General features: G+C 61.7%; 22 protein-coding genes and 4 pseudogenes. 14 read left to right on the forward strand and 12 right to left on the reverse strand.

All coding sequences use genetic code 11. The features are described from left to right. Nucleotides 1-20: 20 nt before the first annotated feature. A pseudogene (locus EJC49_RS14685) lies at nucleotides 21-365 on the reverse strand (AI-2E family transporter); the annotation flags it as partial. 222 nt (nucleotides 366-587) lie between these two features. Between EJC49_RS14685 and EJC49_RS14690 the strand changes: the two are divergent. The 7 genes from EJC49_RS14690 to nhaA all read left to right on the forward strand — a co-directional run bounded on the left by EJC49_RS14690 (nucleotide 588) and on the right by nhaA (nucleotide 5,035). Continuing rightward, nucleotides 588-767 carry an immunoglobulin domain-containing protein gene (locus EJC49_RS14690; protein WP_126700689.1) on the forward strand — a complete coding sequence of 60 codons (180 nt, stop codon included), beginning with the start codon at nucleotides 588-590 and terminating at the stop codon, nucleotides 765-767. Between the two features lie 531 nt (nucleotides 768-1,298). Then, complete coding sequence (locus EJC49_RS14695; protein ID WP_126700690.1) at nucleotides 1,299-1,562, forward strand: hypothetical protein; 264 nt, start codon at nucleotides 1,299-1,301, stop codon at nucleotides 1,560-1,562. Then, on the forward strand, nucleotides 1,559-1,861 hold the full coding sequence (locus tag EJC49_RS14700) for a hypothetical protein (RefSeq protein ID WP_126700691.1): 303 nt from the start codon (nucleotides 1,559-1,561) through the stop codon (nucleotides 1,859-1,861). Before EJC49_RS14695 ends, EJC49_RS14700 begins: the two co-directional genes overlap by 4 nt. 170 nt (nucleotides 1,862-2,031) lie before the next feature. Further along, nucleotides 2,032-2,274 carry a hypothetical protein gene (locus EJC49_RS14705; RefSeq protein ID WP_126700692.1) on the forward strand — a complete coding sequence of 81 codons (243 nt, stop codon included), beginning with the start codon at nucleotides 2,032-2,034 and terminating at the stop codon, nucleotides 2,272-2,274. 310 nt (nucleotides 2,275-2,584) lie between these two features. Next, the gene (locus tag EJC49_RS14710; RefSeq protein WP_126700715.1) at nucleotides 2,585-2,854 is read left to right on the forward strand and encodes a DUF1488 family protein; all 270 of its coding nucleotides are present in this window, start codon (nucleotides 2,585-2,587) and stop codon (nucleotides 2,852-2,854) included. A 9-nt stretch (nucleotides 2,855-2,863) separates the two neighbouring features. Then, the gene (locus EJC49_RS14715; RefSeq protein ID WP_126700693.1) at nucleotides 2,864-3,676 is read left to right on the forward strand and encodes a transglutaminase-like domain-containing protein; all 813 of its coding nucleotides are present in this window, start codon (nucleotides 2,864-2,866) and stop codon (nucleotides 3,674-3,676) included. Nucleotides 3,677-3,721: 45 nt separating this feature from the next. Continuing rightward, on the forward strand, nucleotides 3,722-5,035 hold the full coding sequence (nhaA, locus tag EJC49_RS14720; RefSeq protein WP_126700694.1) for a Na+/H+ antiporter NhaA: 1,314 nt from the start codon (nucleotides 3,722-3,724) through the stop codon (nucleotides 5,033-5,035). 79 nt (nucleotides 5,036-5,114) lie between these two features. Here nhaA and EJC49_RS14725 read toward each other — a convergent pair whose 3' ends face one another. Then, the gene (locus EJC49_RS14725; protein ID WP_126700695.1) at nucleotides 5,115-5,978 is read right to left on the reverse strand and encodes a transglutaminase family protein; all 864 of its coding nucleotides are present in this window, start codon (nucleotides 5,976-5,978) and stop codon (nucleotides 5,115-5,117) included. A 1,080-nt stretch (nucleotides 5,979-7,058) separates the two neighbouring features. Between EJC49_RS14725 and EJC49_RS14730 the strand changes: the two genes are divergently transcribed. Next, nucleotides 7,059-7,367, forward strand: coding sequence for a hypothetical protein (locus EJC49_RS14730; RefSeq protein ID WP_170314721.1), 309 nt, complete (start codon nucleotides 7,059-7,061; stop codon nucleotides 7,365-7,367). On the opposite strand, the pseudogene EJC49_RS26275 reads toward EJC49_RS14730, so the two are convergent. Continuing rightward, nucleotides 7,364-7,522 (reverse strand): annotated as a pseudogene (locus tag EJC49_RS26275) (IS5/IS1182 family transposase); the annotation flags it as partial. The gene EJC49_RS14730 and the pseudogene EJC49_RS26275 sit on opposite strands and share 4 nt — an antisense overlap. Before the next feature lie 55 nt (nucleotides 7,523-7,577). Continuing rightward, nucleotides 7,578-7,794: pseudogene (locus tag EJC49_RS26280) on the reverse strand (transposase); the annotation flags it as partial. Between the two features lie 203 nt (nucleotides 7,795-7,997). Between EJC49_RS26280 and EJC49_RS14740 the strand changes: the two are divergent. From EJC49_RS14740 to EJC49_RS14770, 5 genes and pseudogenes are all read left to right on the forward strand, one after another. Beyond that, entirely contained in the window at nucleotides 7,998-8,417 is a 420-nt protein-coding gene (locus tag EJC49_RS14740; RefSeq protein ID WP_126700697.1) for a CopG family transcriptional regulator, read from the forward strand. A 5-nt stretch (nucleotides 8,418-8,422) separates the two neighbouring features. Next, nucleotides 8,423-9,622, forward strand: coding sequence for an extracellular catalytic domain type 1 short-chain-length polyhydroxyalkanoate depolymerase (locus EJC49_RS14745; protein ID WP_126700716.1), 1,200 nt, complete (start codon nucleotides 8,423-8,425; stop codon nucleotides 9,620-9,622). A 281-nt stretch (nucleotides 9,623-9,903) separates the two neighbouring features. Then, the gene (locus EJC49_RS14750; RefSeq protein WP_126700698.1) at nucleotides 9,904-11,679 is read left to right on the forward strand and encodes an SLC13 family permease; all 1,776 of its coding nucleotides are present in this window, start codon (nucleotides 9,904-9,906) and stop codon (nucleotides 11,677-11,679) included. 919 nt (nucleotides 11,680-12,598) lie between these two features. Further along, nucleotides 12,599-12,766: pseudogene (locus tag EJC49_RS14765) on the forward strand (JAB domain-containing protein); the annotation flags it as partial. A 146-nt stretch (nucleotides 12,767-12,912) separates the two neighbouring features. After that, the gene (locus EJC49_RS14770) at nucleotides 12,913-13,641 is read left to right on the forward strand and encodes a class I SAM-dependent methyltransferase (RefSeq protein WP_126700701.1); all 729 of its coding nucleotides are present in this window, start codon (nucleotides 12,913-12,915) and stop codon (nucleotides 13,639-13,641) included. Nucleotides 13,642-13,665: 24 nt separating this feature from the next. Here the strand turns inward: EJC49_RS14770 and EJC49_RS14775 are convergent, their stop codons facing one another. The 7 genes from EJC49_RS14775 to EJC49_RS14805 form a co-directional block, all read right to left on the reverse strand. Beyond that, on the reverse strand, nucleotides 13,666-14,052 hold the full coding sequence (locus EJC49_RS14775; RefSeq protein WP_170314725.1) for an SUF system Fe-S cluster assembly protein: 387 nt from the start codon (nucleotides 14,050-14,052) through the stop codon (nucleotides 13,666-13,668). A 5-nt stretch (nucleotides 14,053-14,057) separates the two neighbouring features. Beyond that, complete coding sequence (locus EJC49_RS14780; RefSeq protein WP_126700703.1) at nucleotides 14,058-15,338, reverse strand: cysteine desulfurase; 1,281 nt, start codon at nucleotides 15,336-15,338, stop codon at nucleotides 14,058-14,060. Nucleotides 15,339-15,398: 60 nt separating this feature from the next. After that, on the reverse strand, nucleotides 15,399-16,664 hold the full coding sequence (gene sufD, locus EJC49_RS14785) for a Fe-S cluster assembly protein SufD (protein ID WP_126700704.1): 1,266 nt from the start codon (nucleotides 16,662-16,664) through the stop codon (nucleotides 15,399-15,401). A gap of 9 nt (nucleotides 16,665-16,673) precedes the next feature. Further along, nucleotides 16,674-17,429, reverse strand: a complete 756-nt coding sequence (gene sufC / locus EJC49_RS14790; protein WP_126700705.1) for a Fe-S cluster assembly ATPase SufC — start codon at nucleotides 17,427-17,429, stop codon at nucleotides 16,674-16,676. Between the two features lie 210 nt (nucleotides 17,430-17,639). Then, nucleotides 17,640-17,981, reverse strand: coding sequence for a GIY-YIG nuclease family protein (locus EJC49_RS14795; RefSeq protein ID WP_126700706.1), 342 nt, complete (start codon nucleotides 17,979-17,981; stop codon nucleotides 17,640-17,642). A gap of 77 nt (nucleotides 17,982-18,058) precedes the next feature. After that, the gene (gene sufB / locus EJC49_RS14800; RefSeq protein WP_126700707.1) at nucleotides 18,059-19,582 is read right to left on the reverse strand and encodes a Fe-S cluster assembly protein SufB; all 1,524 of its coding nucleotides are present in this window, start codon (nucleotides 19,580-19,582) and stop codon (nucleotides 18,059-18,061) included. 153 nt (nucleotides 19,583-19,735) lie between these two features. Then, the gene (locus EJC49_RS14805; protein WP_126700708.1) at nucleotides 19,736-20,902 is read right to left on the reverse strand and encodes a cysteine desulfurase family protein; all 1,167 of its coding nucleotides are present in this window, start codon (nucleotides 20,900-20,902) and stop codon (nucleotides 19,736-19,738) included. Nucleotides 20,903-21,124: 222 nt separating this feature from the next. On the opposite strand from EJC49_RS14805, the gene EJC49_RS14810 reads away from it, so the two are divergent. Continuing rightward, nucleotides 21,125-21,799 (forward strand): alpha/beta hydrolase, encoded by a 675-nt coding sequence (locus EJC49_RS14810; protein WP_126700709.1) that lies wholly within the window; start codon nucleotides 21,125-21,127, stop codon nucleotides 21,797-21,799. Between the two features lie 60 nt (nucleotides 21,800-21,859). Here the strand turns inward: EJC49_RS14810 and EJC49_RS14815 are convergent. Beyond that, the coding region (locus tag EJC49_RS14815) for an anhydro-N-acetylmuramic acid kinase (RefSeq protein WP_170314722.1) at nucleotides 21,860-22,230 on the reverse strand (371 nt) is incomplete at its 5' end.

Raw genomic sequence — 22,230 nt, forward strand, 5'->3', positions numbered from 1 at the left:
CGCAAGGATCTGCACCGCCATTAGCCTTCAAGCAGGTGTCCCAAAGGCTTTAGCGGGCGCAGCCGATCGCTGACGATTTTTAGGACGGCCAGCATTGGAACGGCCAGGATCGCGCCTGGCACGCCCCACATCCAGAACCAGAACACCAGCGACAGGATGACCAGCACGGGGTTGAAGGTGAAACGCCGCGCGAGAAGCATAGGCGTCAGCGTTTCGCCTTCGACGAGATGGATACCGAAATAGAGGGCCGGCGGGAGCAGAGCCCACCACAAGCTGTCGAAGCTCAACATTCCGGCCAGGAGGAAAATGATGGTTCCAAACAGCGGTCCCAGAATTGGAACATAGTTGAGCATGAGAAATGTTGCAGATGTTCTAGAACCGGGGCAGTCGAGTTTTCGTTCCAATTATCGCGGAAGAAGCTGCATGTGCCGGAAGGGGCTGCCTGCTGTTCCCTTTGTACAAATTAACACATCATCACCCACGGGCGCTGTCGGATTTCCGCGTATCGGACCCACCAAACCTACCGCGATCTAGAAATGAACTTATCCATTGCGCCACTGTTGTCGGCATATCCCATGGAGAGTTTCATGCCTGATAACAACAACAAAAATCCGAACGAAAAACAGCCCGGCGAAAAACCGGAAGGCACGTATCACTTTAATCCGGGCAACCAGTCCGGCAAAAGCAAAGCTGTCCCCAAAGATCGATCTGAACCAAGTAACGACAGGGATGCGATTGAAACGAACGAAAAGCGCCCGCGAGAATAATCGTTCGGTGTCAGAAAGAAGCGAATTCAGCAAATGTGGATGAGGTTGGCGCGTCCAGCGTGGACGACCTTAGGCCGAAGCGTAAGACATTGACGCGAGCTGAATACCTTAGCAGCCAGAGACACTTGCATCGCCTGAACATGAGCGGAGAAGCGACCGATCACGATTTCGACGACACGTCCACCGCTGCAAGTTGATCCCTCTCACCGGGGTGGGTGAGCCTGCTCCTGGCCAGGCCGGAGGTCGAGACAAAAGCGAGTCGATCTCCTTGTTTAGAACTCAGTCGAGGCCCATATAAATAAGGTTCGTTGATTTGGCCGATATGGCTTTGCGGTGTCAGAGACCCGCCATCCTCTTACGATGTTCGATAGCGAATGCATGCGCCATCCGGCGCGGCATGTCGCTCCATTCGATCTCCTGGAATGAACTGCGACGCTGACCACGAATGTACTGGCTGCTAGGAGAGCGTTCCGGTCCGAATGGGCACACCGGGCACGCGGTCATTCCGTGGCCCTGCGGAGACCCGCAACCATGGCCAACCGTACGACACAAGCCATCGTCCGCTTTACGAATGCGTTCCTGCTACCAGGCTCTAATAAACCACAACCGGCCGGGGACTATCGCGTCGACCATGACGAGGAGTCCATTGAAGGCGTCTCCCGACTGGCGTGGCGCCGCGTTGGCTCATTTATCCATTTGCCTGGGATCGGCGTGAAAATATCGACTCATCAGATGGTGCCGATCAATGCAGCGGACCTCGATGCCGCAATCGAAAAGGACAACAAGACATCATGAACGCTCCGAATCTTTCCCGACGTATCACCCGTCCGATGCGCGCTGACGCCCCGACCCATCTTTACGCCGTGGGGCAGGCAGTCCGGCTAAAGGGCGGTTTCGTGCGGCGGTCCCTAGGCGCCAGCATTTATCACATTACCGGTACCTTGCCGTCGCGTGGAGAGCTTCCGCAATATCGTATCCGCAACGACGACGAACGTCACGAACGGGTGGCGACGCAGGACAACCTCGAGCCGGTGAGCACTTCGTCTGGTAGCGAAGGCGACACTCTCATCGAGAGAACGTTCGGTCATGGCTAAGGGACAGAAGCGCGGCAATCGCGAGGCCAAAAAGCCGAAGCAGGAGAAGGCCGCCCCTAAGTCAGCGGACCCGTTCGCCAGCCAAACCAGACTCGCCGCGAATACAAACACCAGGCGCGCCAAAGGCAAAGCGCGGTGGTCGTGACGCTGTGTGGCGTCGGGAATCAGCGATGAAGATCGTGATCGAGTTCTACCGTATCCGCGAAACGGACAACGCGCACGCTGTCATTGGCCAGGAGACTGCAGACGCCGCAAATCTCGATGATGCAATCGAGATTGCACAGCGGCTTGCAAAGACTCTCAACATGCCGCAGCAGCCAGACGCCATGTCGATCAGCGATAGCGACGGAAACGAGCTTTATGTTCACAGGTTCCGCGTATTTGAAACACCGGATGAAAGGTCACTACCATGAACGCTCCCGGGACGGAGACCGAACTCGGACGGCATGCCCTCGCGATTGGCGTTTGGGAAAATGAGGGCGGAGCACCGGCGCCCGACACGCTTGACCATCAAGACGGTTGGAAGATAGAGGCGGATCGATCCCGGACGCTCCATCCCGTGTTCCCCCGCGTAGATGCGCCTCGACTCACGATGACGGCCCTCTGGCGTTGGGCAGTGAGCGATAACCGTTTGTCGCTCGCCGAACGCTACGCTAGCTGCAGAAAGGACCGCAGTGGGCTACCAACGGCCGCCTTGATGCCGGTTATAGCCGCGTGCCGATCATGACACTGGCTTTCCTCAATCCGAGCCGGAGCTTCGATGAGGCGCGCAATGCGGTTGTCTTCTTCGGTCATGACGGCATGTTCGAGATACGGTTTTTTGTCGAGATCGCGGCACTCGCAGGAGGCCAGCCACGGGGCGCGCGAATGTCGGAGGCGCAATATCTTTCGGCGTTCGATGCAATGCGTGCATCCATCCATGATGTTGCACGCAAGGCGTATTCCCACAGCCGCCGCAATTCGAACACCCTGACCGCCACCGATTTCCGGTAGGGCGGTGCGATGCTGATCCGCTACGGCTACGAGATCACCCTGACCTGCACACAACCGACCGCGTTGGTGTGCCTGTTGTCAGTCCATGAGGATCGCGCGGACGAGATCAGGGTTCCCGAGACGACCTTCACGACACCGGATGTGCCGGTGTCGACCTATCGCGACCTCTTCGGCAACCGGTGCCGGCGGCTTGTCGCGCCGGCTGGCGACCTCATGATCTGGGGCGACGCCACGATCGAGGACGATGGCAAGCTTGACCCCGTGGTGCCCGAGGCCCGGGAAACTCCCGTGCCGGATCTGCCGGACGAGTGCCTCGGCTACCTCATGGGCAGCCGCTATTGCGAGACGGATCGTCTCAGCCAGATCGCGTGGGATACATTCGGAAAGATTCCGCCCGGTTGGGGCCGGGTGCAGACCATCTGCGACTTCGTGCAAGCCCATATTCGTTTCGACTATATGCAAGCTCGCGCGACACGCACGGCGTTCGACGCCTTCCATGAGCGTGTCGGGGTCTGCCGCGACTTCGCGCATCTGGCGATCACCTTCTGCCGCTGCCTCAACATCCCTGCACGTTATGTGAATGGCCATCTGGGCGACATTGGTGTGCCGGTCGTCGATCCGATGGATTTCAGCGCCTGGATGGAGGTTTTTCTCGACGGTGCGTGGCATACATTCGATGCGCGCAACAACGTTCCAAGAATTGGCCGGATCGTCGTCGCGCGTGGGCGCGACGCCGCCGACGTCCCTCTCATCAATTCATTCGGACCTCATGTCCTGAAATCCTTCCGAGTCTGGACCTACGAGGTGCAGGCTCCGCTTTAGCTGCAGAACCAGACCGCCGCCGCCGACAAGCAAAGGGCATTTGAAATGAACGAGAGTCTCTCCCGACTCCCGAAAGTGCCTGCCGATCGGCTGACCAAGCCATTCATGCGTTTCCTTCGCATCGAGGCCATGGCCGGCGCCGTTCTGTTGCTGAGCACCCTCGTGGCGCTCACGCTCGCCAACTCGTCGTGGTCGTCTTCGTTTCTCGCCCTGTGGGATATCCACGCCGGGATCAATCTTGGCGGCCTGGAGATATCGCGATCGCTGAAGCATTGGATCAACGATGGGTTGATGACGCTCTTCTTTTTCGTCATTGCGCTCGAGCTGAAACGTGAACTGGTGCTGGGCGAACTGCGCGATCCCCGAGCGGCCTTATTGCCTGTCGCCGCAGCGATCGGCGGGATGGTCGTGCCAGTCAGCGTATTCCTACTGATCGTAGGCGGTGGCCCTGGAGCAAGCGGCTGGGGCACCGTGATGTCAACCGACACGGCCTTCGTGATCGGCTGCCTGGCGGTTCTCGGTTCGCGCATTCCGGAGAGTTTGCGGCTGTTCCTGCTCTCGCTCGCGATCTTCGATGATGTCGGTGCCATCCTGGTCGTGGCGGTCGGCTATGGCGGCGCCTTGAACTGGCTGGCTCTCGGCGCGGCGGGAGCAGGATTGGTCGCCGTGGCCGCGATCGCACGCTTGGGCGTGCGCAGCATCCCAGTCTATTTCGCTATGGGCGGCGTTATCTGGCTCGCGTTCGATGCTTCCGGCATCCACGCGACCCTGACGGGGGTCATCCTCGGATTGATGACGCCGGCGCGGAGCTGGGTGAGCGACAGGCGTCTCCATGCTATTCTTGATCGGGTCGTTGCCTATCCGCCTGGTGACCATTGGAGCAACGACACAGCCGCTCGCGATGATCTCAACAAGGCGGGCATCGCAACGCGCGAGGCGCTGTCCCCGATCGAGCGCCTTGAGATTGCGCTCCATCCTTGGGTCGCATTTGGCATCTTGCCTCTTTTTGCCTTGGCCAATGCGGGGGTCCCAATGATCGCCGCAAAATTCGACCCTACGCTTACGACTGCAATCTTCGCCGCTTTCGTTGCAGGCAAGCCGGTTGGCGTGATCCTCTTCAGCTTCCTTGCTGTGAAATCGCGCCTCGTCATTCGTCCGAGCGAGTTGTCGTGGGGTCTGCTGGCAGCAGGAGGATTGCTGACCGGCATCGGTTTTACGATGGCGCTATTCATTGCCGAACTGGCTTTCGATTCGGCCCTTCTGAACTCGGTCAAACTCGGCGTCATGGTCGCCTCGGTCATCTCGGCCGCAGCGGGATTCCTGGCGTTGATCTGGCTAACGTCCTCTCGCAGGCAATAAGGCGCGTCGAATTGCCTCAGCGTCGGACTTAGGGCGATTGTGACTCTTGCTGTGATCGGCGGAACGTCGCGTGATGCATCTATGAAACGACACGAACCTCGACCGACATGCCAAGGAAGGCGTCGCTCATCCCCACGAAGCTGCCGGCTACGGGGGTCACCTGCCGGATGTCTCGCCCCACTGCAACGGGAATGAGATTGACACCGCCGACGCTGCGGTTCGTCGGATCGAAGGTGATCCAGCCCGCGCCCGACAGATAGACTTCCGCCCAGGCATGGGTTGTGCCTGCCCCGTCGGATCCGACGATGTCCTGAGCCGGATTGTGGAGATAGCCCGACACGATCCTCGCTCCGAATCCGAGCGTCCGAACCGCCTCGATGAAGAGGACCGCGAGGTCGCGGCAGGAACCCCATCCGCGCTCCAGAGTCTGCACGGGTGACTGCGTGCCCTCCTCGTCGCGACCCTGGTAGGAGACCCATGCCAGGATGCCGGCATTGATATCCTTGAGAAGTGAAAGCGTGTCGGTCGGATTGCTGCGGACAAAGGCTTGAACCCATTCTCGCAATCGTCTCGTCGGATCGGGATGCTGCGGAATTGCCAGAGCCCCAAGGTCCGTCCATTCATCGTCGCTGTATCGAAATGGATAGAAGATCGCAGACGCCGCGACATCGAAAACCGGCCATGCAACGGCATCGAGCTCCAATTCGGCAACGCTATCGATGATCAGCCTCTCGGCCATGCTCTGGAATGTGGCTGTCGCGACCATGTTGCCTGCAACGTCCTGCGCCCAGGTCACGAACGCATGTGGTTTCACACTCAGTTCCATTGACAGCAGACGGAGTTCGCGGCTCTCCCGCGGCCGAAGCATGAGGCGATGCGGGCGCAGGCTAACGAGCTTGCCATAGCGATAGGTTGTCCTGTGGCTGATTCTGAACTTGATCATAATTCTCTTTCAACCGGTACCGCTCCGTTTTCCTTTGCACGGGCAAGCCTGCAGTCGCCGCCCACAACCGCTCAATGAGCATGTCTGATCGTTCTATGGCCGCCGATGCTTTCGGAGCGGATCGCAACCATATCACGGCATATTGCCCTGCATGGCGATCATCCGGCCTGCGAGATTGACCCCAAGAACGGGCGGTTGGCTTCCCAATTTGACCCCTTCATTTGCGACGATCGCAGGTTGTTCGTCATTGATGAAGGAGATGGCCCGGGGATGAAGAGCTTGGACACGATTGGACTTATCCGTCGCTGCTTTTGAACGGGAGAGTCGGCATCGTAGTTAGACCAGGGCGTCTACTTTGCCCTCTCGGGCCGCCACCTTGGATGGAACAAACCGTCGATTTTGGAACCGGTCTGGTGGGCGCAGGTCAGCATGTGAGACCGTGCTGATTTCTACCGGTCGCCAGCCCTATCATGCAGAACAAATCTTCGCTGACTCTGGTGAACCACCATGCGATGACTGCACTTCTGTGGATAGCAAAGCGACGCCGTCATCACCATATGTTCATTACGAGTGGCCCAGAACTCCCTCACATCAGCCACTAGTCGAGGAGGCCCCTATGCGAGGCCAACGCTTCGGAAGCAAGATCAAGCTCCCCTCAACCATAGCAATCAAACATCAACTTCTGACGATGATGTTCGAGGACGAGATCAGGGCGATTCCACCTGGTGGCGCTTTCAATGAAAACAAATCTCCAGCGCTCGCCATGTTGAAACGACTCAGAGGTTCGCCCCTCGCGCGCGCCCGCTAGCTGAGGGCAGTCATTCCCCTCGCCACCGGCTTTCGTTCTTGGAAACTGCGACGGCGATGCGTCGATGGCGGGAGCGTCAGCTTTCGGGCCGCGCGTTCTTGGAGTGAGCGCTGGCGAGAGCATACGTGGGTGCACTGGTCAATTTTGCACAGATCAAATTACTCGCGGCGCTAACTTAGACCAGCGGGGCCGGCTCGACCGCTCCGAGGCTCGGCGCGTCTGCTCAATGGAGGAAGCCGGTGAAAGTTGTGTGTGCCTTCATGGCAGCGGGTTTGATCATCGTTCCCACAGTGCAGGTCGCGGCCGCAGAGCAAGCGGTACTGGGGCAAGGCAACGTGTCCTGCAGGACATGGAGTTCCGATCGCAACAGTAGTGAAGCCTCTGCCCGCGTCGCTTGGATTCTCGGCTTCATTACGGCGTTCCACCAGTACGGGCCACGTCCCGAGCGCGACGTCTCCTCCGGTAGCAGTACCCAGCAAATCACTGAGTTGGTCGACCATCATTGTACCCAGCACCCTACCGACGATGTGTATCGCGCGGTGCTTGCGGTGATCGACGAGTACAAGCGTATCCGGAACTAGGCCGTGGACTCATTAACGCGCAGCGATAGCGGTATTGACGCCAGTTGAATAAAGGCGAGGTAGTTCGCAGCGAGATAGTCGTAGCGCGTCGCGACTCGACGACGCTGCTTGATCTTGTTGAAGAACCGTTCAACCAGATTGCGCGCAGGGTAGAGAAGCGGACCGAAGCATAGCGCATCGGTGCGCTTCGTTTATTGGTGGGCTACTCGCCCACACGCCGGCTCGCCGCCAGCGAACGAAGCGATTGTAACAAGTGGTGCGCGGACCGAAGTTGACCGGCAGATCACGCCACGGTGCCCCAGATCGCAAGAGACCTAGAAGATGCCATTGAGGACGGGACGGTCGTTCTCCCGCGGCACTCCGCGCGGTTTATTGGCAGCAACGGCCTGATGCCAGTCCGTTCCTTGTCGGTGAGTGCGTAGCGCATGATTTGGCCCCTTCGGTTGGGGCTTGAATCACCGTTCGGCAGGCGGGCTCAACATCCGCGGCCAAGGAACGCTTTGGTCCCGATGCGCCCGAAGCGGACTGGTTATGCTCCCATTGAGTTTTGTCCGTGACCCAAGTGGCCTTGAAAGTCGCCTCCTGACATCCATATACCATCCAACCAGATGGTTATTGGATGGAAGCGCTATGCCCGACAATGTCCGCGAACTCCGGTCGAAGCCCCCCGAGACCGAAAAAATTACGATCAATCTGGGTTATGTCGACTTGGGTCACGTCGATCTTATGGTGCAGGAAGGGTTCTACTCGAACCGGACCGATTTCATTCGGACGGCGATCCGCAACCAGCTCGAACGTCACGCCGACGTCGTCAAGCAATCCTACGCCCGGAAAAGTCTGGACCTCGGCCTGCGGGATTACAGCCGCGAGCAACTCGAAGCGGCGCGGCGAGCCGGTGAGATGTTGCACATCAATGTTCTGGGGCTTGCAAGCATCGGCCACGATGTCACGCCCGAACTCGCTCGCGCGACCATTGCCTCGGTCTCGGTGCTGGGAGCATTGCACGCCAGTCCCCTGGTAAAGGCCGCTCTCGCCGACAGGATGAGGTGAAGACGATGCTCAACCAAGACGCAATTCGCGAAGCCACACGCCTCACGCGCGAGGGCCAACTCGCCGAGGCCACGGCGCTCCTTCAGCGCATGCTGCGCGGTGAGAGCACGCCACCGCGCACGAGCGGGCGCACCGCTCTTCTAGAACGCGAGCCGCCAACCATTGACGCGAAGGCCGATCCTTTCGATGGGCCGGATAGTCCGCACCTCGGGCGGGCCACACCCGCCCAGCCGTCCGTGCTTCGCCCGCTGCTCGACCGCGCGCAGATGCGCCCGGGATTCTCTTTGCGGGATGGGGTCAAGCGCGCCCCGCCGTCCATACGCGACATCGTGCCCGAGGGCGCAAGGTTCATCGAAGGGACCTATAGTAACGCGGCGGGAAGCCGTGCCTACAGGCTCTTCATCCCCAGCCATTATCAGAAGGGGCAACCACTTCCCTTGGTCGTCATGCTGCACGGCTGCACCCAGTCGCCGGACGATTTCGCGGCCGGCACAAGGATGAATTTCATCGCAGAAGAGCAGACATGCTTCGTGGTCTATCCTGCACAGCGCAGCGACGCCAACCACGCGAAATGCTGGAACTGGTTTCGTACGGCCGACCAGCAGCGGGACAGCGGCGAGCCTTCGCTGATCGCGGGTATCACGCGCCAGATCATGCGCGACTATTCGGTTGATCCAAAGCGAGTCTACGTTGGTGGACTGTCGGCCGGAGGCGCCGCTGCCGCCATCATGGGAGCAACGCACAACGATCTGTACGCGGCAATTGGTGTGCATTCCGGCCTCGCCTGCGGGGCCGCCATTGATCTCCCCTCCGCGTTTGTCGCCATGCGGCAAGGCGGCAGGTCCGATGACATGGTCATTCCCGGTGACCGGCTTCCTGTCCCGACTATTGTTTTTCACGGCGATCGCGACACGACGGTCCATCCCAACAATGTCGATCAAATTCGTAAGCTGATCCTGAGAGCGACGGGCACGCAAAAGAAGGTGCATCGCGGGCAAGTACCGGGGGGGCACGCCTATACCCGCACGATCCATGCCGACGCGGCTGGGCGTGGCATCTTTGAGCACTGGAATATCCACGGAGCTGGACACGCATGGTCGGGAGGCAGCCCTGCAGGGTCCTACACCGATCCGCGTGGGCCAGACGCAACGAGGGAAATGATGCGCTTCTTCCTAGTGCATTCGCTATCACTGCAGCGGGGCTAGATTTCGTCCGATCGTGGCCTTGTCAGAAGTTTGGCGATGTCCGGTTTTGCGCCGCTGTTGGGGGACAAGGACATCAAACGAGCGTCATACGGCTCCGCCGTTATGAGTACACGACCTAGTGAATTGCGCAGCCGGAGCTTGCGGCACCGGAGCACGTCCGGTCGTTTGGCTCCATAGCGGCGCGACTTTCCGCCGGAACTCTCCTGAAGCGCTGTAGATTACGACATTGCGTTCCTTGTCCCGCAGCTACGCGCGCGGCTGCAACCTTTGCCAGGTGCTGCTTGACCATCGATCAGGTTATTGTCTTCGCGGTCATCGCTGGGCTGATGGTCCTCTTCATCTCGGAGAAAATCCGCTACGACTTGGCGGCACTGTTGGGCCTCCTCGCCGCCGTGGGCACCGGGATAGTGCCCGTCGACAAAGCCTTCGGAGGTTTCGGCGACCAAGTCGTCATCATCGTCGCTTCCGCGCTCATCATTAGCGCGGGCGTAAGCAAATCGGGCGTCATCGCGCGCCTAATCAGGAGGGGGGAGCCCTACATGAGGACGCCCGGCACCCAGGTCTTTGTTCTCGCAACCTCCGTCGCTCTGCTCTCATCATTCATGAAGAACATCGGTGCGCTCGCGATCTTTCTTCCCGTCGCTCTGCAAATCGCGCGTCGGAGCGGCACGTCTGCGTCGACACTGCTGATGCCGATGGCCTTCGCCTCGTTGATCGGCGGCGTCGTCACTCTCGTCGGAACCTCGCCCAATATACTGGTTTCTCGGATCCGCCAGGAGGTTCTTGGTAAGCCGTTCGAGATGTTCGACTTCGCCCCGGTCGGGCTCGGCATTCTTGTCGCAGGTCTCGGTTTTCTGGCCTTTGGCTGGCGCCTCCTGCCAGCAAGCCGGGGTGCACAGGCTTCAGCGCAGGACGCTTTCCAGGTTGACGCCTATATCATCGAAGCATCAGTCCCCGCATCTTCCCCGTTTGTCGACAAGACGGTGGAGTCGCTCGAAGCTCTTGGCGACGGTGAGGTGAGCGTTACGGCGATCATCCGGGAGGGCGGGCGTCGCTATATCCCTTCCGGCCACTGGTGGATTTTTGCGGATGACGTGCTCGTCCTGCAGGGCGATGCCCATGCGGTGCGGGAGCTCGCGCAGGAGGCGCGGCTCGATGTGGTCGGCACGGCAAAGACGCCCGACGAGACGCTCGCTCCCGCGCAGATCAGCGTCGTGGAGGCTGTTGTTATGGCCGACTCGCAGCTTGTTGGCCGCACGCCTTCAGACCTGCGGCTGCGCGACCGATTTGGGGTAAATCTGCTTGGTATTAGCCGCCCCGGGCAAGCAGGCAACGCCCGGTTGGGCCGGACGCCTTTCAGGGTCGGCGACGTCGTCATCCTGCAGGGAAGCACCGTGGGCACACCGGACATCCTAAGGGATCTTGGCTGCCTTCCCTTGACAGACCGGGCAACGGGCTTTGGTTCCTCCCGTAGAGATTATCTGCCACTCGTGATCCTCGCGATCGCGATCGTCCTCATCGCGGCAAAGTTCGTTCCCGTTACGGCGGCCTTTTTCGGTGCAGCGGTTTTGATCGTGCTTTTACATGTACTCACGCTCGGCGAAGCATACCGCGCGCTCGACCCTCCGATCCTGGTCCTCCTAGCTTGCCTCATCCCGATTAGCGATGCCGTCAGCAGCACCGGCGCGGCAGGCATCGCGGCGGGCGCGCTCTCGGCCGTGGCGGGAGAACTCTCGGCGACCGGCACGGTGGCGCTTGTACTCGTCGCTACCATGGCGATGACGCCCTTCCTTAACAATGCTGCCACAGTCCTCATCATGGCGCCGATCGCGGTCGGCGTAGCCAGAAATCTTGACCTTAATCCTGATCCGTTCCTGATGGCGGTAGCCATTGGAGCGGCATGTGATTTCCTGACGCCGATTGGGCACCAGTGCAACACGCTCGTAATGGGGCCGGGCGGCTATCGGTTCGGTGACTATTGGAAGTTAGGCCTACCGCTCTCCGTTATCGTTATCGTGTTGGCCGTCCCACTGATCACGTTGGTCTGGCCATTGTGAACGGTTCTGATCGATAAGCGTGGTTCGCCGCAGCTTTTCTGAGAAACTGGCAAGCGGCGCTTCTGACAAGTCGCGATCGACCCCGTAGGCAGTCTGCCTGAACTCCGCCCCGTCGAGCAGGCCCTGGATGAAGCCGGATATTGTGTCTGCCGCATACGACCCGCGATGTCTGGCGTGTGGATAACGGGCATCGTTTGCCGAGCGATGCATCACTAAGGGCCTGATACTCTTTGTGACTACTGGTTGGCCTACAGTGCAAGCACGGCCGACGGTCCGAGTGATTCGCCTATTTGGAAATATCAGAGCCGGCGTGATGCGTCGAAAGACGTCGCCCAGGTGGCATATCAGCCCACCCAGCTTAGGCTGCCAAGCTGGCTGGGCTGTCTTCCTTTTCCGCGATGACCCGGGGCTCCTATTCTTCGTGATGATCAACCCAATCGTGCAACAAGCTGTTGCACGATTGCAGCTACAAGGAGCGTCCGTGTCGAGTCCCGCCTACCTGACGATTGATGAAGTTATAGAGCGATACCGTGGCCAAATCAGCGAAGGCACGTTCCGCAACTGGCGATCTCTGCGAGTCGGACCGTCATTCATCAAGATCGGCAGAGTGCCTCTTTATCCGATCGAGGAGCTCGATCGCTGGGATCAATCGAACCTGGTCGTTTGCCGACGATCACAAACCTTTCGAACGAACCAGTCAGCCATTACAGAGCTCGAAGCATCCAGCTTTTGAGCATTTCGCTCGAATGGTGTAGAGTTGTTGGTGACCCAACGTGCTCACCGCATCCTCAGAATGACTAGACGTTGTCGAGGATGAAGAACACGTTGGATCACAGACAACCGGCCCCAAACCCATACCCCAGCGATTTCTCGACTTAGCAAGAATTCCTTTTGGTTCAATGCGATATCTTCCGAGGGAATACTGCTGCACAACCACCCTTCCGGCGATCCGACGCCATCGCGCGCCGACATCGAGATGACGAAACTGATCGTGGAATCGGCCAGGCCGCTGGGCATTTCCGTCCATGACCACATCATCATCGGCAAGTCGGGCCACGCCAGCCTGAAAGGTCTGCAATTGATGTGACCGGCGCCCGCGGTTCCACCGCCGCTTGCCGCGCGACGTCTCGCATTTGATTCAAAATGTCCAGATTCATTAACCTTGACAAAGGGTTAAGGCTGTCGTCTGGCTTTTTTTACCCTATTTACGTCCTCGGACATCAGGGGACGATCATGACGAACGCATCGATAACCGGCGCCGCGCTGGGCGCTCCGGCCAAGGCCGATCCCTACGCGAACGCGCAGAGCATCGAGTTCCGGTTCCGCGCCAGACGGTTTGCGCATGTGCAGCGGATGATCGAGGCGATCCTCATCGAGCGCGGCCGTGCCGACATTCTCGATCTCGGCGGCACGGAAACCTACTGGCGCATCGGCGCCGACTTCATCCGCGCCAACCGCCACCGGTTGACGATCACCATGATCAATCCCGAGCCGCAGGCGATCCAGGACCGCGACGTCTTCTCGTTCCACGAGGCGAGCGCCACCGACCCGGCGCTGTTTGCCGATCGCGGCTTCGACCTCGTCCATTCGAACTCGGTGGTCGAGCATGTCGGGGACTGGCAGGCGATGCAGGATTTCGCGGCCAATGCGCGGCGGCTGGCGCCGCGCTACTACATCCAGACGCCGAACTACTGGTTTCCCTACGAGCCGCATTTCCGCTTCCCGGGTTTCCAGTACCTGCCGGCGGCGGCGCGGGCGCGGCTGATCATGCGCTTTTCGCTGGGCTTCTTCCGCAGGATCGAGGATCGCGCGGAGGCTGACGACATAATCCGGCATCACCGGCTGCTGTCGACCCGCGAGATGCGCCGGCTGTTTCCCGACGCCGAAGTCTTCCACGAAAAGGCTTTCGGGCTGAACAAGTCGATCATCGCCTTGCGCGACGCGTCCCCGCGCCTCGGCTGACCGTCACGCGGCGGCAGGCCCGGGTCAGTACCAGCCGACGGCGATCTGGGCTTCCTCCGACATGCGGTCGGGGGTCCAGGGCGGATCGAAGACCATCGAGACTTCGACGCCCGAGACGCCTTCCACGGCGCCGACGGCGTTTTCGACCCAGCCCGGCATCTCGCCGGCGACCGGGCAGCCGGGCGCCGTCAGGGTCATGTCGATCCTGACCTGCCGGTCATCCTCGATGTCGATCTTGTAGATCAGCCCGAGCTCGTAGATGTCGGACGGGATTTCCGGATCGTAGACGGTCTTCAGCGCGCTGACGATGTCGTCGGTCAGGCGCGCGAGTTCGTCGGCCGGGATCGCCGAGGACGCCTCGATGGCGTCGGCCGGGCCGGTTTGCGGTGTCTGGTCGGTCTCGTCGGTCATGGCCTTCATCCGAAAAATCTCCGCGCCTTTTCCAGCGCTTCGGCGAGCACGTCGATCTCCGCCGTCGTGTTGTACATGCCGAAAGACGCGCGGCATGTCGAGGTCACGCCGAAGCGCTTGAGCAGCGGCTGGGCGCAATGGGTGCCCGCCCGAACGGCGACGCCGGAGCGGTCGATCAGCATCGAGACGTCATGGGCATGGATCCCCTGAAGCTCGAACGAGACGATGGCACCCTTGCCCGGCGCGTTGCCGAAGATGCGCAGCGAGTTGATGGCGCCAAGCCGCTCATGCGCGTAGTCGCGCAACGTGGCCTCGTGGGCGGCAATGGCGTCGCGGCCGATCCGGTCCATGTAGTCGAGCGCCACGCCCAGCCCGATCGCCTGGACGATGGGCGGCGTGCCGGCCTCGAAACGGTGGGGCGGATGGTTGTAGGTGACGCGGTCTTCCGCGACGTCCTCGATCATCTCGCCACCGCCCTGGAACGGGCGCATCGTTTCCAGCAGGTCCATGCGGCCCCAGAGCACGCCGATCCCCGAAGGCCCATAGACCTTGTGGCCGGTGAAGACGTAGAAGTCGCAGCCGAGATCCTGCACGTCGACCGGCATGTGAACCGCGCCCTGGCTGCCGTCGACCAGCACCTTGATGCCGCGTTCATGCGCGATGCGGCAGATTTCCTTGATCGGCGTCACCGTACCGAGCGCATTCGACATCTGGGTGATGGCGACGAGCTTGGTGCGCTCGGTCAGCGACTTCTCGAAGTCCTCGATGTGGAAGGCGCCGTCATCATCCACCGGCAGCCAGACCAGCCTGGCGCCCTGCCGCTCGCGAATGAAGTGCCAGGGCACGATGTTGGAATGATGCTCCATGATCGAAAGCACGATCTCGTCGCCCTCGCCGATGTTGGGCATGCCCCAGCCATAGGCGACCGTGTTGATCGATTCGGTCGCATTCTTGGTGAAGACGATCTCGTCGACGCTCGGTGCATTGACGAACCGGCGCACGCTCTCGCGCGCCTTCTCATAGGCATCGGTCGCGGCATTGGAGAGGAAGTGCAGGCCGCGATGGACGTTGGCATATTCGGCCGAATAGGCGTGGGCGACGGCGTCGATCACCACCTGCGGCTTCTGGGCCGAGGCGCCGTTGTCGAGATAGACCAGCGGTTTTCCGTGGACCTCGCGCGACAGGATCGGGAAGTCGCGGCGGATCGCCTCGACGTCGTAGTGCCGGCCGTCATCCCCGGGCCTGTCCCGAGGATCCGTTGCACTCAGATCGACAAAATTGGCCATCGCGAAACTCCCATACGCTGCGGATCCTCGGGACAAGCCCGAGGATGACGTCAGCCGGACTTACACGTTCGTCGCGAACCACGCTTCGAGCTTCGCTTCCAGCGCCGCGATGAGCGGCTCGTCTTCCAGGCCCTCGATGACCTCGGCGACGAAAGCCTTGACCAGAAGGCCGCGCGCTTCCTTTTCGGGCACGCCGCGCGCCATCAGGTAGAAGAGATGATTGCGGTCGATCTCGGTCACCGTCGCGCCATGGCCGCAGGCCACGTCGTCGGCGAAGATCTCGAGTTCGGGCTTGGCCGAAAACTCGCCATCGTCCGACAGGAGCAGCGTGTTGCACGCCATCTTGGCATCGGTCTTCTGTGCCAGGCGGTCGACCCGGATCTGGCCCTGGAAGACGCCGCGCGCCCGGCCGGTCACGACGTTGCGGATGATCTCCGACGAGGTCGTGTTCGGCGCCGAATGGTCGAGCACCATCGTCACGTCGGTGTGGCTGTCGCCGGTGAGCAGGTTGACGCCGCGCAGATTGAAAACGGCGCCCTCGCCGGCCGCGTCGACCTTGATCTCCTGGCGCACCAGCTTGCCGCCGGTGTTCATGACGAAGAGCGTCAGCTTCGCATCCTTGCCCAGCACCGCGTTGAACTGGCCGAGCTGCGTGGCGCCGACAGGTTGTTCCTGCAGCAGGATCCAGACGATCTCCGCACCCTCGCCCACCGTCAGGTGGCTGACCGACGAAACGAGTGCGTCGCCGTTGCCGCTCTGCCGCTCGACGATCGTCGCCTTCGCGCCAGCGCCGATGCGAACCGGAAAGCGCACATGCGCCTGGCCGCCGGCCTGGACGTTCTGCAGCTCGATCGGGCCATCGACCGCGACGCCCTCGCCGATGTCGAGAAACCAGCCATCGGTCACGAAGGCGGCGTTGAGCGGCGCGATCACGTCGGCTGCATCGTCGCAAGCCATCGCCTGGGCGACGGAGCCGTCCATGAGCTTCTGCTCCAGCCGGGTCACCGTCACGCCGTCGATGCGCGGCGCGTGGGCCGCGACGCCATTGAGGACGGGCAGGACGGTCGAGCCTTGCAGAAGCGCCGGCAGGGGCTTTGCGCCCACGGCCGGATCGTGCATCGGCACGGTCGAGAGGAGCCGTCGCAGGTCGGTGTAGTGCCAGGCCTCGACGCGGCGTGTGGGCAGGCCGGCCTTCAGCCGCTCGACCGCGTCGTCGCGACGACGGATCACCGCCTCGTTGCCGGGCAGATAGGAAAAGCGCTCCACGAAGGCATCGATCAGCGCCGTCTCGGCGTGCGTTCGTTGGGGCTGTGCGTGCATGTTCATGGCGTCCACCTATGCCGCCTCGCCGATGATGTCGGCGTAGCCGTTCTGCTCGAGATCGAGGGCAAGCGACTTGTCGCCGGACTTGATGACCCGGCCCTGGTAGAGCACGTGCACCGTGTCCGGCACGATGTAGTCGAGAAGGCGCTGATAGTGGGTGATGACCACCATCGAGCGGTCGGGCGAGCGCAGCGCGTTGACACCGTCGGCCACCACCTTCAGCGCGTCGATGTCGAGGCCGGAATCGGTCTCGTCGAGCACGCAGAGCTTCGGCTCGAGCAGCGACATCTGCAGGATCTCGGCGCGCTTCTTCTCGCCCCCGGAAAAGCCGACGTTGAGCGGACGCTTCAGCATGGCCATGTCCATGTTCAGCCGGCCGGCGGCCTCGCGCACCTTCTTCAGAAGGTCGGGGATCTTCAGCTCCGGCTCGCCGCGAGCCCGCCGCTGGGCGTTCAGCGCGACCTTGAGGAACTCCATCGTCGCCACACCGGGGATTTCCAGCGGGTACTGGAAGGCCAGGAAGATGCCGGACGCGGCCCGCTCGGCCGGATCCATGTCGAGGATCGACTGACCGTCGAACAGGATCTCGCCCTCGGTGACCTCGTAGTCCTCGCGGCCGGCAAGGATGTAGGACAAGGTCGACTTGCCGGAGCCGTTCGGCCCCATGATGGCGGCAACCTCGCCGTTCTTCACGGTCAGGTCGAGCCCGCGGATGATCTCCGTGCCGGTCTCGGCGATGCGGGCGTGGAGGTTTCTGATCTCAAGCATTTTACTCGTCCAATTCTTCTTCGTATCCGTCTTCAGCCGATCGGCTTTTGAGCTATCGCCGCCACGGAGCCGTCATCCTCGGGCTTGTCCCGAGGATCTACTGCCTCCAAGACATCAAGATAGGTCATCACCTCATTCCGCATCCTCACAGATCCTCGGGACAAGCCCGAGGATGACGGTGGAAAGCCCCGCGCCCGAAGAACTGCCATCTCAAACATAATCACTCGACATTCTCGTGTTCGGGTGCGGCTGGTATACATTCTCGATCTCGTCGATCCGCTCGTAGAGATCCAACCAAGTCGGATTGAGGCCCTCGATCAGGTTCACTTTCCATTCTCGTCGATAGCGCTTTAACGACTTCTCCCGTTGGATCGCCAGGACGATGTTTGGATGCAATTCGAACCAAACTAGGTTCTTGGCGCTGTACTTCGACGTAAACCCTCGATGGGCTTCGTTGCGATGTTCCCAGACGCGATCATGCAGGTCGCTCGTTACTCCGATGTAGATCACTCCACGCGGCTTGTCGGACATCATGTAAACGTATCCGGCCATCTCCGTTGTTCATCCGTCAGCAGATCCTCGGGACAAGCCCGAGGATGACGACCTGCCCAGGCGAACCAACAACCCCATCACCCCACGCTCCCCTCCAGGCTGATGCCGATCAGCTTCTGCGCCTCGACCGCGAACTCCATCGGCAGTTCCTGGATGACCTCGCGCACGAAGCCGCCGACGATCAGCGCCACGGCTTCCTCTTCCGGGATGCCGCGCTGCATGACGTAGAACAGCTGGTCCTCGGAAATCTTCGACGTCGTCGCCTCGTGCTCGAACTGCGCGGTCGCATTCTTGGCTTCGATGTAGGGCACCGTGTGCGCCCCGCAATCATTGCCGATCAGCAGCGAGTCGCACTGCGTGAAGTTGCGCGCGTTGGTGGCCTTGCGGTGGGCCGAGACCTGTCCGCGATAGGTGTTGTTCGACTTGCCGGCCGAAATGCCCTTGGAGATGATCCGGCTCGACGTGTTCTTGCCGAGATGGATCATCTTGGTGCCGCTGTCGACCTGCTGGTGGCCGTTCGAAACCGCGATCGAGTAGAACTCGCCGCGGCTGTCGTCGCCACGCAGGATGCAGGACGGATACTTCCAGGTGATCGCCGAGCCGGTCTCGACCTGCGTCCATGAGATCTTGGACCGGTCACCGCGGCAGTCGCCGCGCTTGGTGACGAAGTTGTAGATCCCGCCCTTGCCGTCCTTGTCGCCTGGATACCAGTTCTGGACGGTCGAGTACTTGATCTCGGCATCGTCGAGCGCGATCAGTTCGACGACCGCCGCGTGAAGCTGGTTCTCGTCGCGCTGCGGCGCCGTGCAGCCCTCGAGATAGGAGACGTAGGCCCCCTCCTCGGCGATGATCAGCGTGCGCTCGAACTGGCCGGTGTTCTTCTCGTTGATGCGGAAATAGGTCGACAGCTCCATCGGGCAGCGAACGCCCTTCGGCACGAAGACGAAGGAGCCGTCGGTGAAGACAGCCGAGTTCAGCGTCGCATAGTAGTTGTCCGACACCGGAACGACCGAGCCGAGATACTTCTTCAACAGCTCCGGATGCTCGCGGATGGCCTCCGAGATCGAGCAGAAGATGACGCCCGCCTTGGCCAGTTCCTTCTTGAAGGTGGTCACGACCGAGACCGAATCGAACACCGCATCGACCGCCACCCGGCGTGGGGCTGCGCCGTTGTCGTTCGCCTCGTCGAGATCGTCGGCCGCAGCCGCTGGCTTCTGCACGCCCGCCAAAATTTCCTGCTCCCGCAGCGGAATGCCGAGCTTGGCATAGACCTTCAGGAGTTCGGGATCGACCTCGTCGAGCGAGGTCGGTCCCGGCGTGCTCTTCGGCGCGGCATAGTAGTGGATGTCCTGGAAGTCGATCTTCGGATAGTCGACGCGCGCCCAGGTAGGCTCTTCCAGCGTCAGCCAGCGGCGATAGGCCGACAGGCGCCACTCGAGCATCCACTCGGGCTCGTCCTTCTTGGCGGAGATGAAGCGGATCGTGTCTTCCGAGAGGCCCTTCGGGGCCTTGTCCATCTCGATGACGGTCTCGAATCCGTATTTATACTGGTCCACATCGATCTTGCGGACCTGTTCGATGGTTTCCTGCACGGCAGGCATCAGTGTTCTCCATCCTTGCCGGGTTCAAGGCCCGGCAGTTTTCAAACTATGGCACCGCTGGCGGCGTGTGCCTGATCTAGTGCGTCCGCGCCCGGAATTCATCCTCGAAAGGCACGAATTCGAGCAGAAACGCGCGTTTTTTCCCTCCAGCCGTCACGCGGCGCGCGTCACCGACCGCGCCTGACGTGCAACGAGCGCCAGAAGCGCCTCCCTGAACATCGAAAGTTCACGCGCGCCGGTCGCCCGTCCGATGGAAACGCGCAGCGCGGATGCATCGGCGCCATGGCCCATCGCCTTCAGGACATGGCTCGGCCCGACCCGACCCGACGAACAGGCTGACCCTGCCGACAATGCGACACCGGCGAGGTCGAAGGCGATCTGCGCCGTCTCGGCCTTCAGGCCCGGGAGGTCGAAGAACGTCGTGTTGGGCAGACGCGGCGCGCCCGCACCGAAGATCGTCGCGCCGGGGGCGACCGATCGGACGGTGGCTTCGAACGCGTCGCGAAGCGACTCGACCGCCACCATATCGGCCAGTCCAGCCAGCGCTTCCTGCGCGGCCGCGCCGAAGCCCGCGATGGCGGCGACGTTCTCGGTGCCGGAGCGGTGCCCCTTCTCCTGCCCACCGCCGGGAACCAGCGGCAAGGGCATCACGAGGTCGGACGCGCCGATGAAGGCGCCGGCCCCCTTCGGGCCGCCGATCTTGTGCGCGGACAGAATCAGGAAATCCGCCGAACCATCGGATATGTCGAGACGAATGCGGCCGGCCGCCTGGACGGCGTCGATGACGACCGGTGCCCCGGCCTTCCTGGCGATGCGGCCGATCTCGGCCATCGGCTGGATCACGCCGGTCTCGTTGTTGGCGGCATGGGTGGCGACCATCGCCAGGCCCGCGTCGCGGTCGTGCGCGGCCAGTGCCGCCTCGAGCGCGGCAAGATCGATCAGGCCGTCGCGATCGACGGGCAGGATGGTCACCGCGTCAGCCGGAAACCGCCCGCCGCACAGGATGCAGGGGTGATCGGCTGCGGTGACGAGCAGACGCGAGACGCGCAGCGGCCCGCGACCCATCCGCCAGGAAGGGGTCAGAAGCGTCGCCGCGGCTTCCGTGGCGCCAGAGGTGAACACGACATGGTCGGCCTTGCCGCCCACCAGTTCCGCCACCTGGCGCCGCGCGGCCTCGACCATGCGACGGACCGCTCGTCCTTCCGCGTGCACCGAGGACGGGTTGCCGTCGGCCTTCAACGCGACCAGCACAGCCCCGCGGGCCGCTTCGACGAGCGGGGCGCTGGCATTGTGGTCGAGATAGGCGCGGTCGGCAGTCATTCGCGAGTTTTCATCTCCGGATCGGTCATGGGGACAGGTGATGTCGCAATTTCCTTGAAATTGCGAGGCCACACGTCCTATTTACCCGCTCTGTTCACACCAGCGGGCAACCGCCGAGTTTTGAACAATTCTAAACTGGTTTCTATGGAGGCGTCGGCCCCTCGTCAAGGGCGGACCCCATTTGTCGGGCGCTTCGTCCGGTGGTCGTGAACTGGAGTACCCATGCCCGAAGTCATTTTCGCCGGACCGGATGGTCGTCTCGAAGGCCGCTACCAGCCCTCGTCGGAAAAGAACGCGCCGATCGCCATCGTGCTGCATCCGCATCCGCAGTTCGGCGGAACCATGAACAACAAGATCGTCTACGACCTGTTCTACATGTTCCAGAAGCGCAATTTCACGACGCTGCGCTTCAATTTCCGGGGCATCGGCCGCAGCCAGGGCGAGTTCGACCATGGCGCGGGCGAACTGTCGGATGCCGCCGCCGCGCTCGACTGGGTGCAGTCGCTGCATCCCGATTCGAAGAGCTGCTGGGTGGCCGGCTATTCCTTCGGCGCCTGGATCGGCATGCAGCTCCTGATGCGCCGCCCGGAGATCGAGGGGTTCATCTCGGTCGCGCCGCAGCCCAACACCTATGATTTCTCGTTCCTCGCTCCTTGCCCCTCGTCTGGCCTCATCATCCATGGCGACGCCGACAAGGTCGCGCCGCCGAAGGACGTGCAGGGCCTCGTCGACAAGCTGCACACGCAGAAGGGCATCACGATCACCCAGAAGACGCTGCCGGGCGCGAACCACTTCTTCTCCAACGACACCGAGCTGCTGATCAACGAATGCTCGGACTATCTCGACCGCCGTCTCAACGGCGAACTGTCCGACGCGCGGCCGAAGCGACTTCGGTAGGACGGGCAGGATTGCGCAAGCAGGGCGCCGAACTGAAGGCACGCGGAAGAGCGCCGTCATTCACGCCTTGCCATCCCTTCCAACCAGAACTCCGCCAGTCACCGCCTGCCGGCACCCCGTGGTGGTGGGAAAGGTGAGCGGCAGGCCCATCACCGAGCGCACGGCGAGATAGGCCCAGGCCTCCGCCTCCATCGCGTCGCCATCGAGCCCGACATCCTCGGCCAGAAGCACCTCACCGCCCTGCCTTCCGGCACCGGCGCGGAGGTCCGCCACGATGTGCGGGTTCTTGCGCCCGCCGCCGCAGACGATCCAGAGTTTCGGCTGTCCGGGCATCTGCTCGGCCGCCTTCAGGATCGCCTCGGCCGAGACGGCCGCCAGCGTGCGGGCGCCGTCGGCGAGTTCCAGTCCCGTGGCAAGGTCGAGCGTGAAGT

Source organism: Aquibium carbonis (assembly GCF_003970795.1).
Classification (GTDB): Bacteria; Pseudomonadota; Alphaproteobacteria; order Rhizobiales; family Rhizobiaceae; genus Aquibium; species Aquibium carbonis.

Excerpts from the sequence above, each read along its gene's own strand:
- sufC (WP_126700705.1), bottom strand. The coding sequence starts at position 17,429 with ATGCTTGAGATCAGAAACCTCCACGCCCGCATCGCCGAGACCGGCACG.
- EJC49_RS14780 (WP_126700703.1), bottom strand. The coding sequence starts at position 15,338 with ATGGCCAATTTTGTCGATCTGAGTGCAACGGATCCTCGGGACAGGCCC.
- EJC49_RS14770 (WP_126700701.1), top strand. The coding sequence starts at position 12,913 with ATGACGAACGCATCGATAACCGGCGCCGCGCTGGGCGCTCCGGCCAAG.
- EJC49_RS14705 (WP_126700692.1), top strand. The coding sequence starts at position 2,032 with ATGAAGATCGTGATCGAGTTCTACCGTATCCGCGAAACGGACAACGCG.
- nhaA (WP_126700694.1), top strand. The coding sequence starts at position 3,722 with ATGAACGAGAGTCTCTCCCGACTCCCGAAAGTGCCTGCCGATCGGCTG.
- EJC49_RS14805 (WP_126700708.1), bottom strand. The coding sequence starts at position 20,902 with ATGACTGCCGACCGCGCCTATCTCGACCACAATGCCAGCGCCCCGCTC.
- EJC49_RS14690 (WP_126700689.1), top strand. The coding sequence starts at position 588 with ATGCCTGATAACAACAACAAAAATCCGAACGAAAAACAGCCCGGCGAA.
- EJC49_RS14795 (WP_126700706.1), bottom strand. The coding sequence starts at position 17,981 with ATGGCCGGATACGTTTACATGATGTCCGACAAGCCGCGTGGAGTGATC.
- EJC49_RS14740 (WP_126700697.1), top strand. The coding sequence starts at position 7,998 with ATGCCCGACAATGTCCGCGAACTCCGGTCGAAGCCCCCCGAGACCGAA.
- sufD (WP_126700704.1), bottom strand. The coding sequence starts at position 16,664 with ATGAACATGCACGCACAGCCCCAACGAACGCACGCCGAGACGGCGCTG.
- EJC49_RS14710 (WP_126700715.1), top strand. The coding sequence starts at position 2,585 with ATGACACTGGCTTTCCTCAATCCGAGCCGGAGCTTCGATGAGGCGCGC.
- EJC49_RS14715 (WP_126700693.1), top strand. The coding sequence starts at position 2,864 with ATGCTGATCCGCTACGGCTACGAGATCACCCTGACCTGCACACAACCG.
- sufB (WP_126700707.1), bottom strand. The coding sequence starts at position 19,582 with ATGCCTGCCGTGCAGGAAACCATCGAACAGGTCCGCAAGATCGATGTG.
- EJC49_RS14775 (WP_170314725.1), bottom strand. The coding sequence starts at position 14,052 with ATGACCGACGAGACCGACCAGACACCGCAAACCGGCCCGGCCGACGCC.
- EJC49_RS14810 (WP_126700709.1), top strand. The coding sequence starts at position 21,125 with ATGCCCGAAGTCATTTTCGCCGGACCGGATGGTCGTCTCGAAGGCCGC.
- EJC49_RS14700 (WP_126700691.1), top strand. The coding sequence starts at position 1,559 with ATGAACGCTCCGAATCTTTCCCGACGTATCACCCGTCCGATGCGCGCT.
- EJC49_RS14745 (WP_126700716.1), top strand. The coding sequence starts at position 8,423 with ATGCTCAACCAAGACGCAATTCGCGAAGCCACACGCCTCACGCGCGAG.
- EJC49_RS14725 (WP_126700695.1), bottom strand. The coding sequence starts at position 5,978 with ATGATCAAGTTCAGAATCAGCCACAGGACAACCTATCGCTATGGCAAG.
- EJC49_RS14695 (WP_126700690.1), top strand. The coding sequence starts at position 1,299 with ATGGCCAACCGTACGACACAAGCCATCGTCCGCTTTACGAATGCGTTC.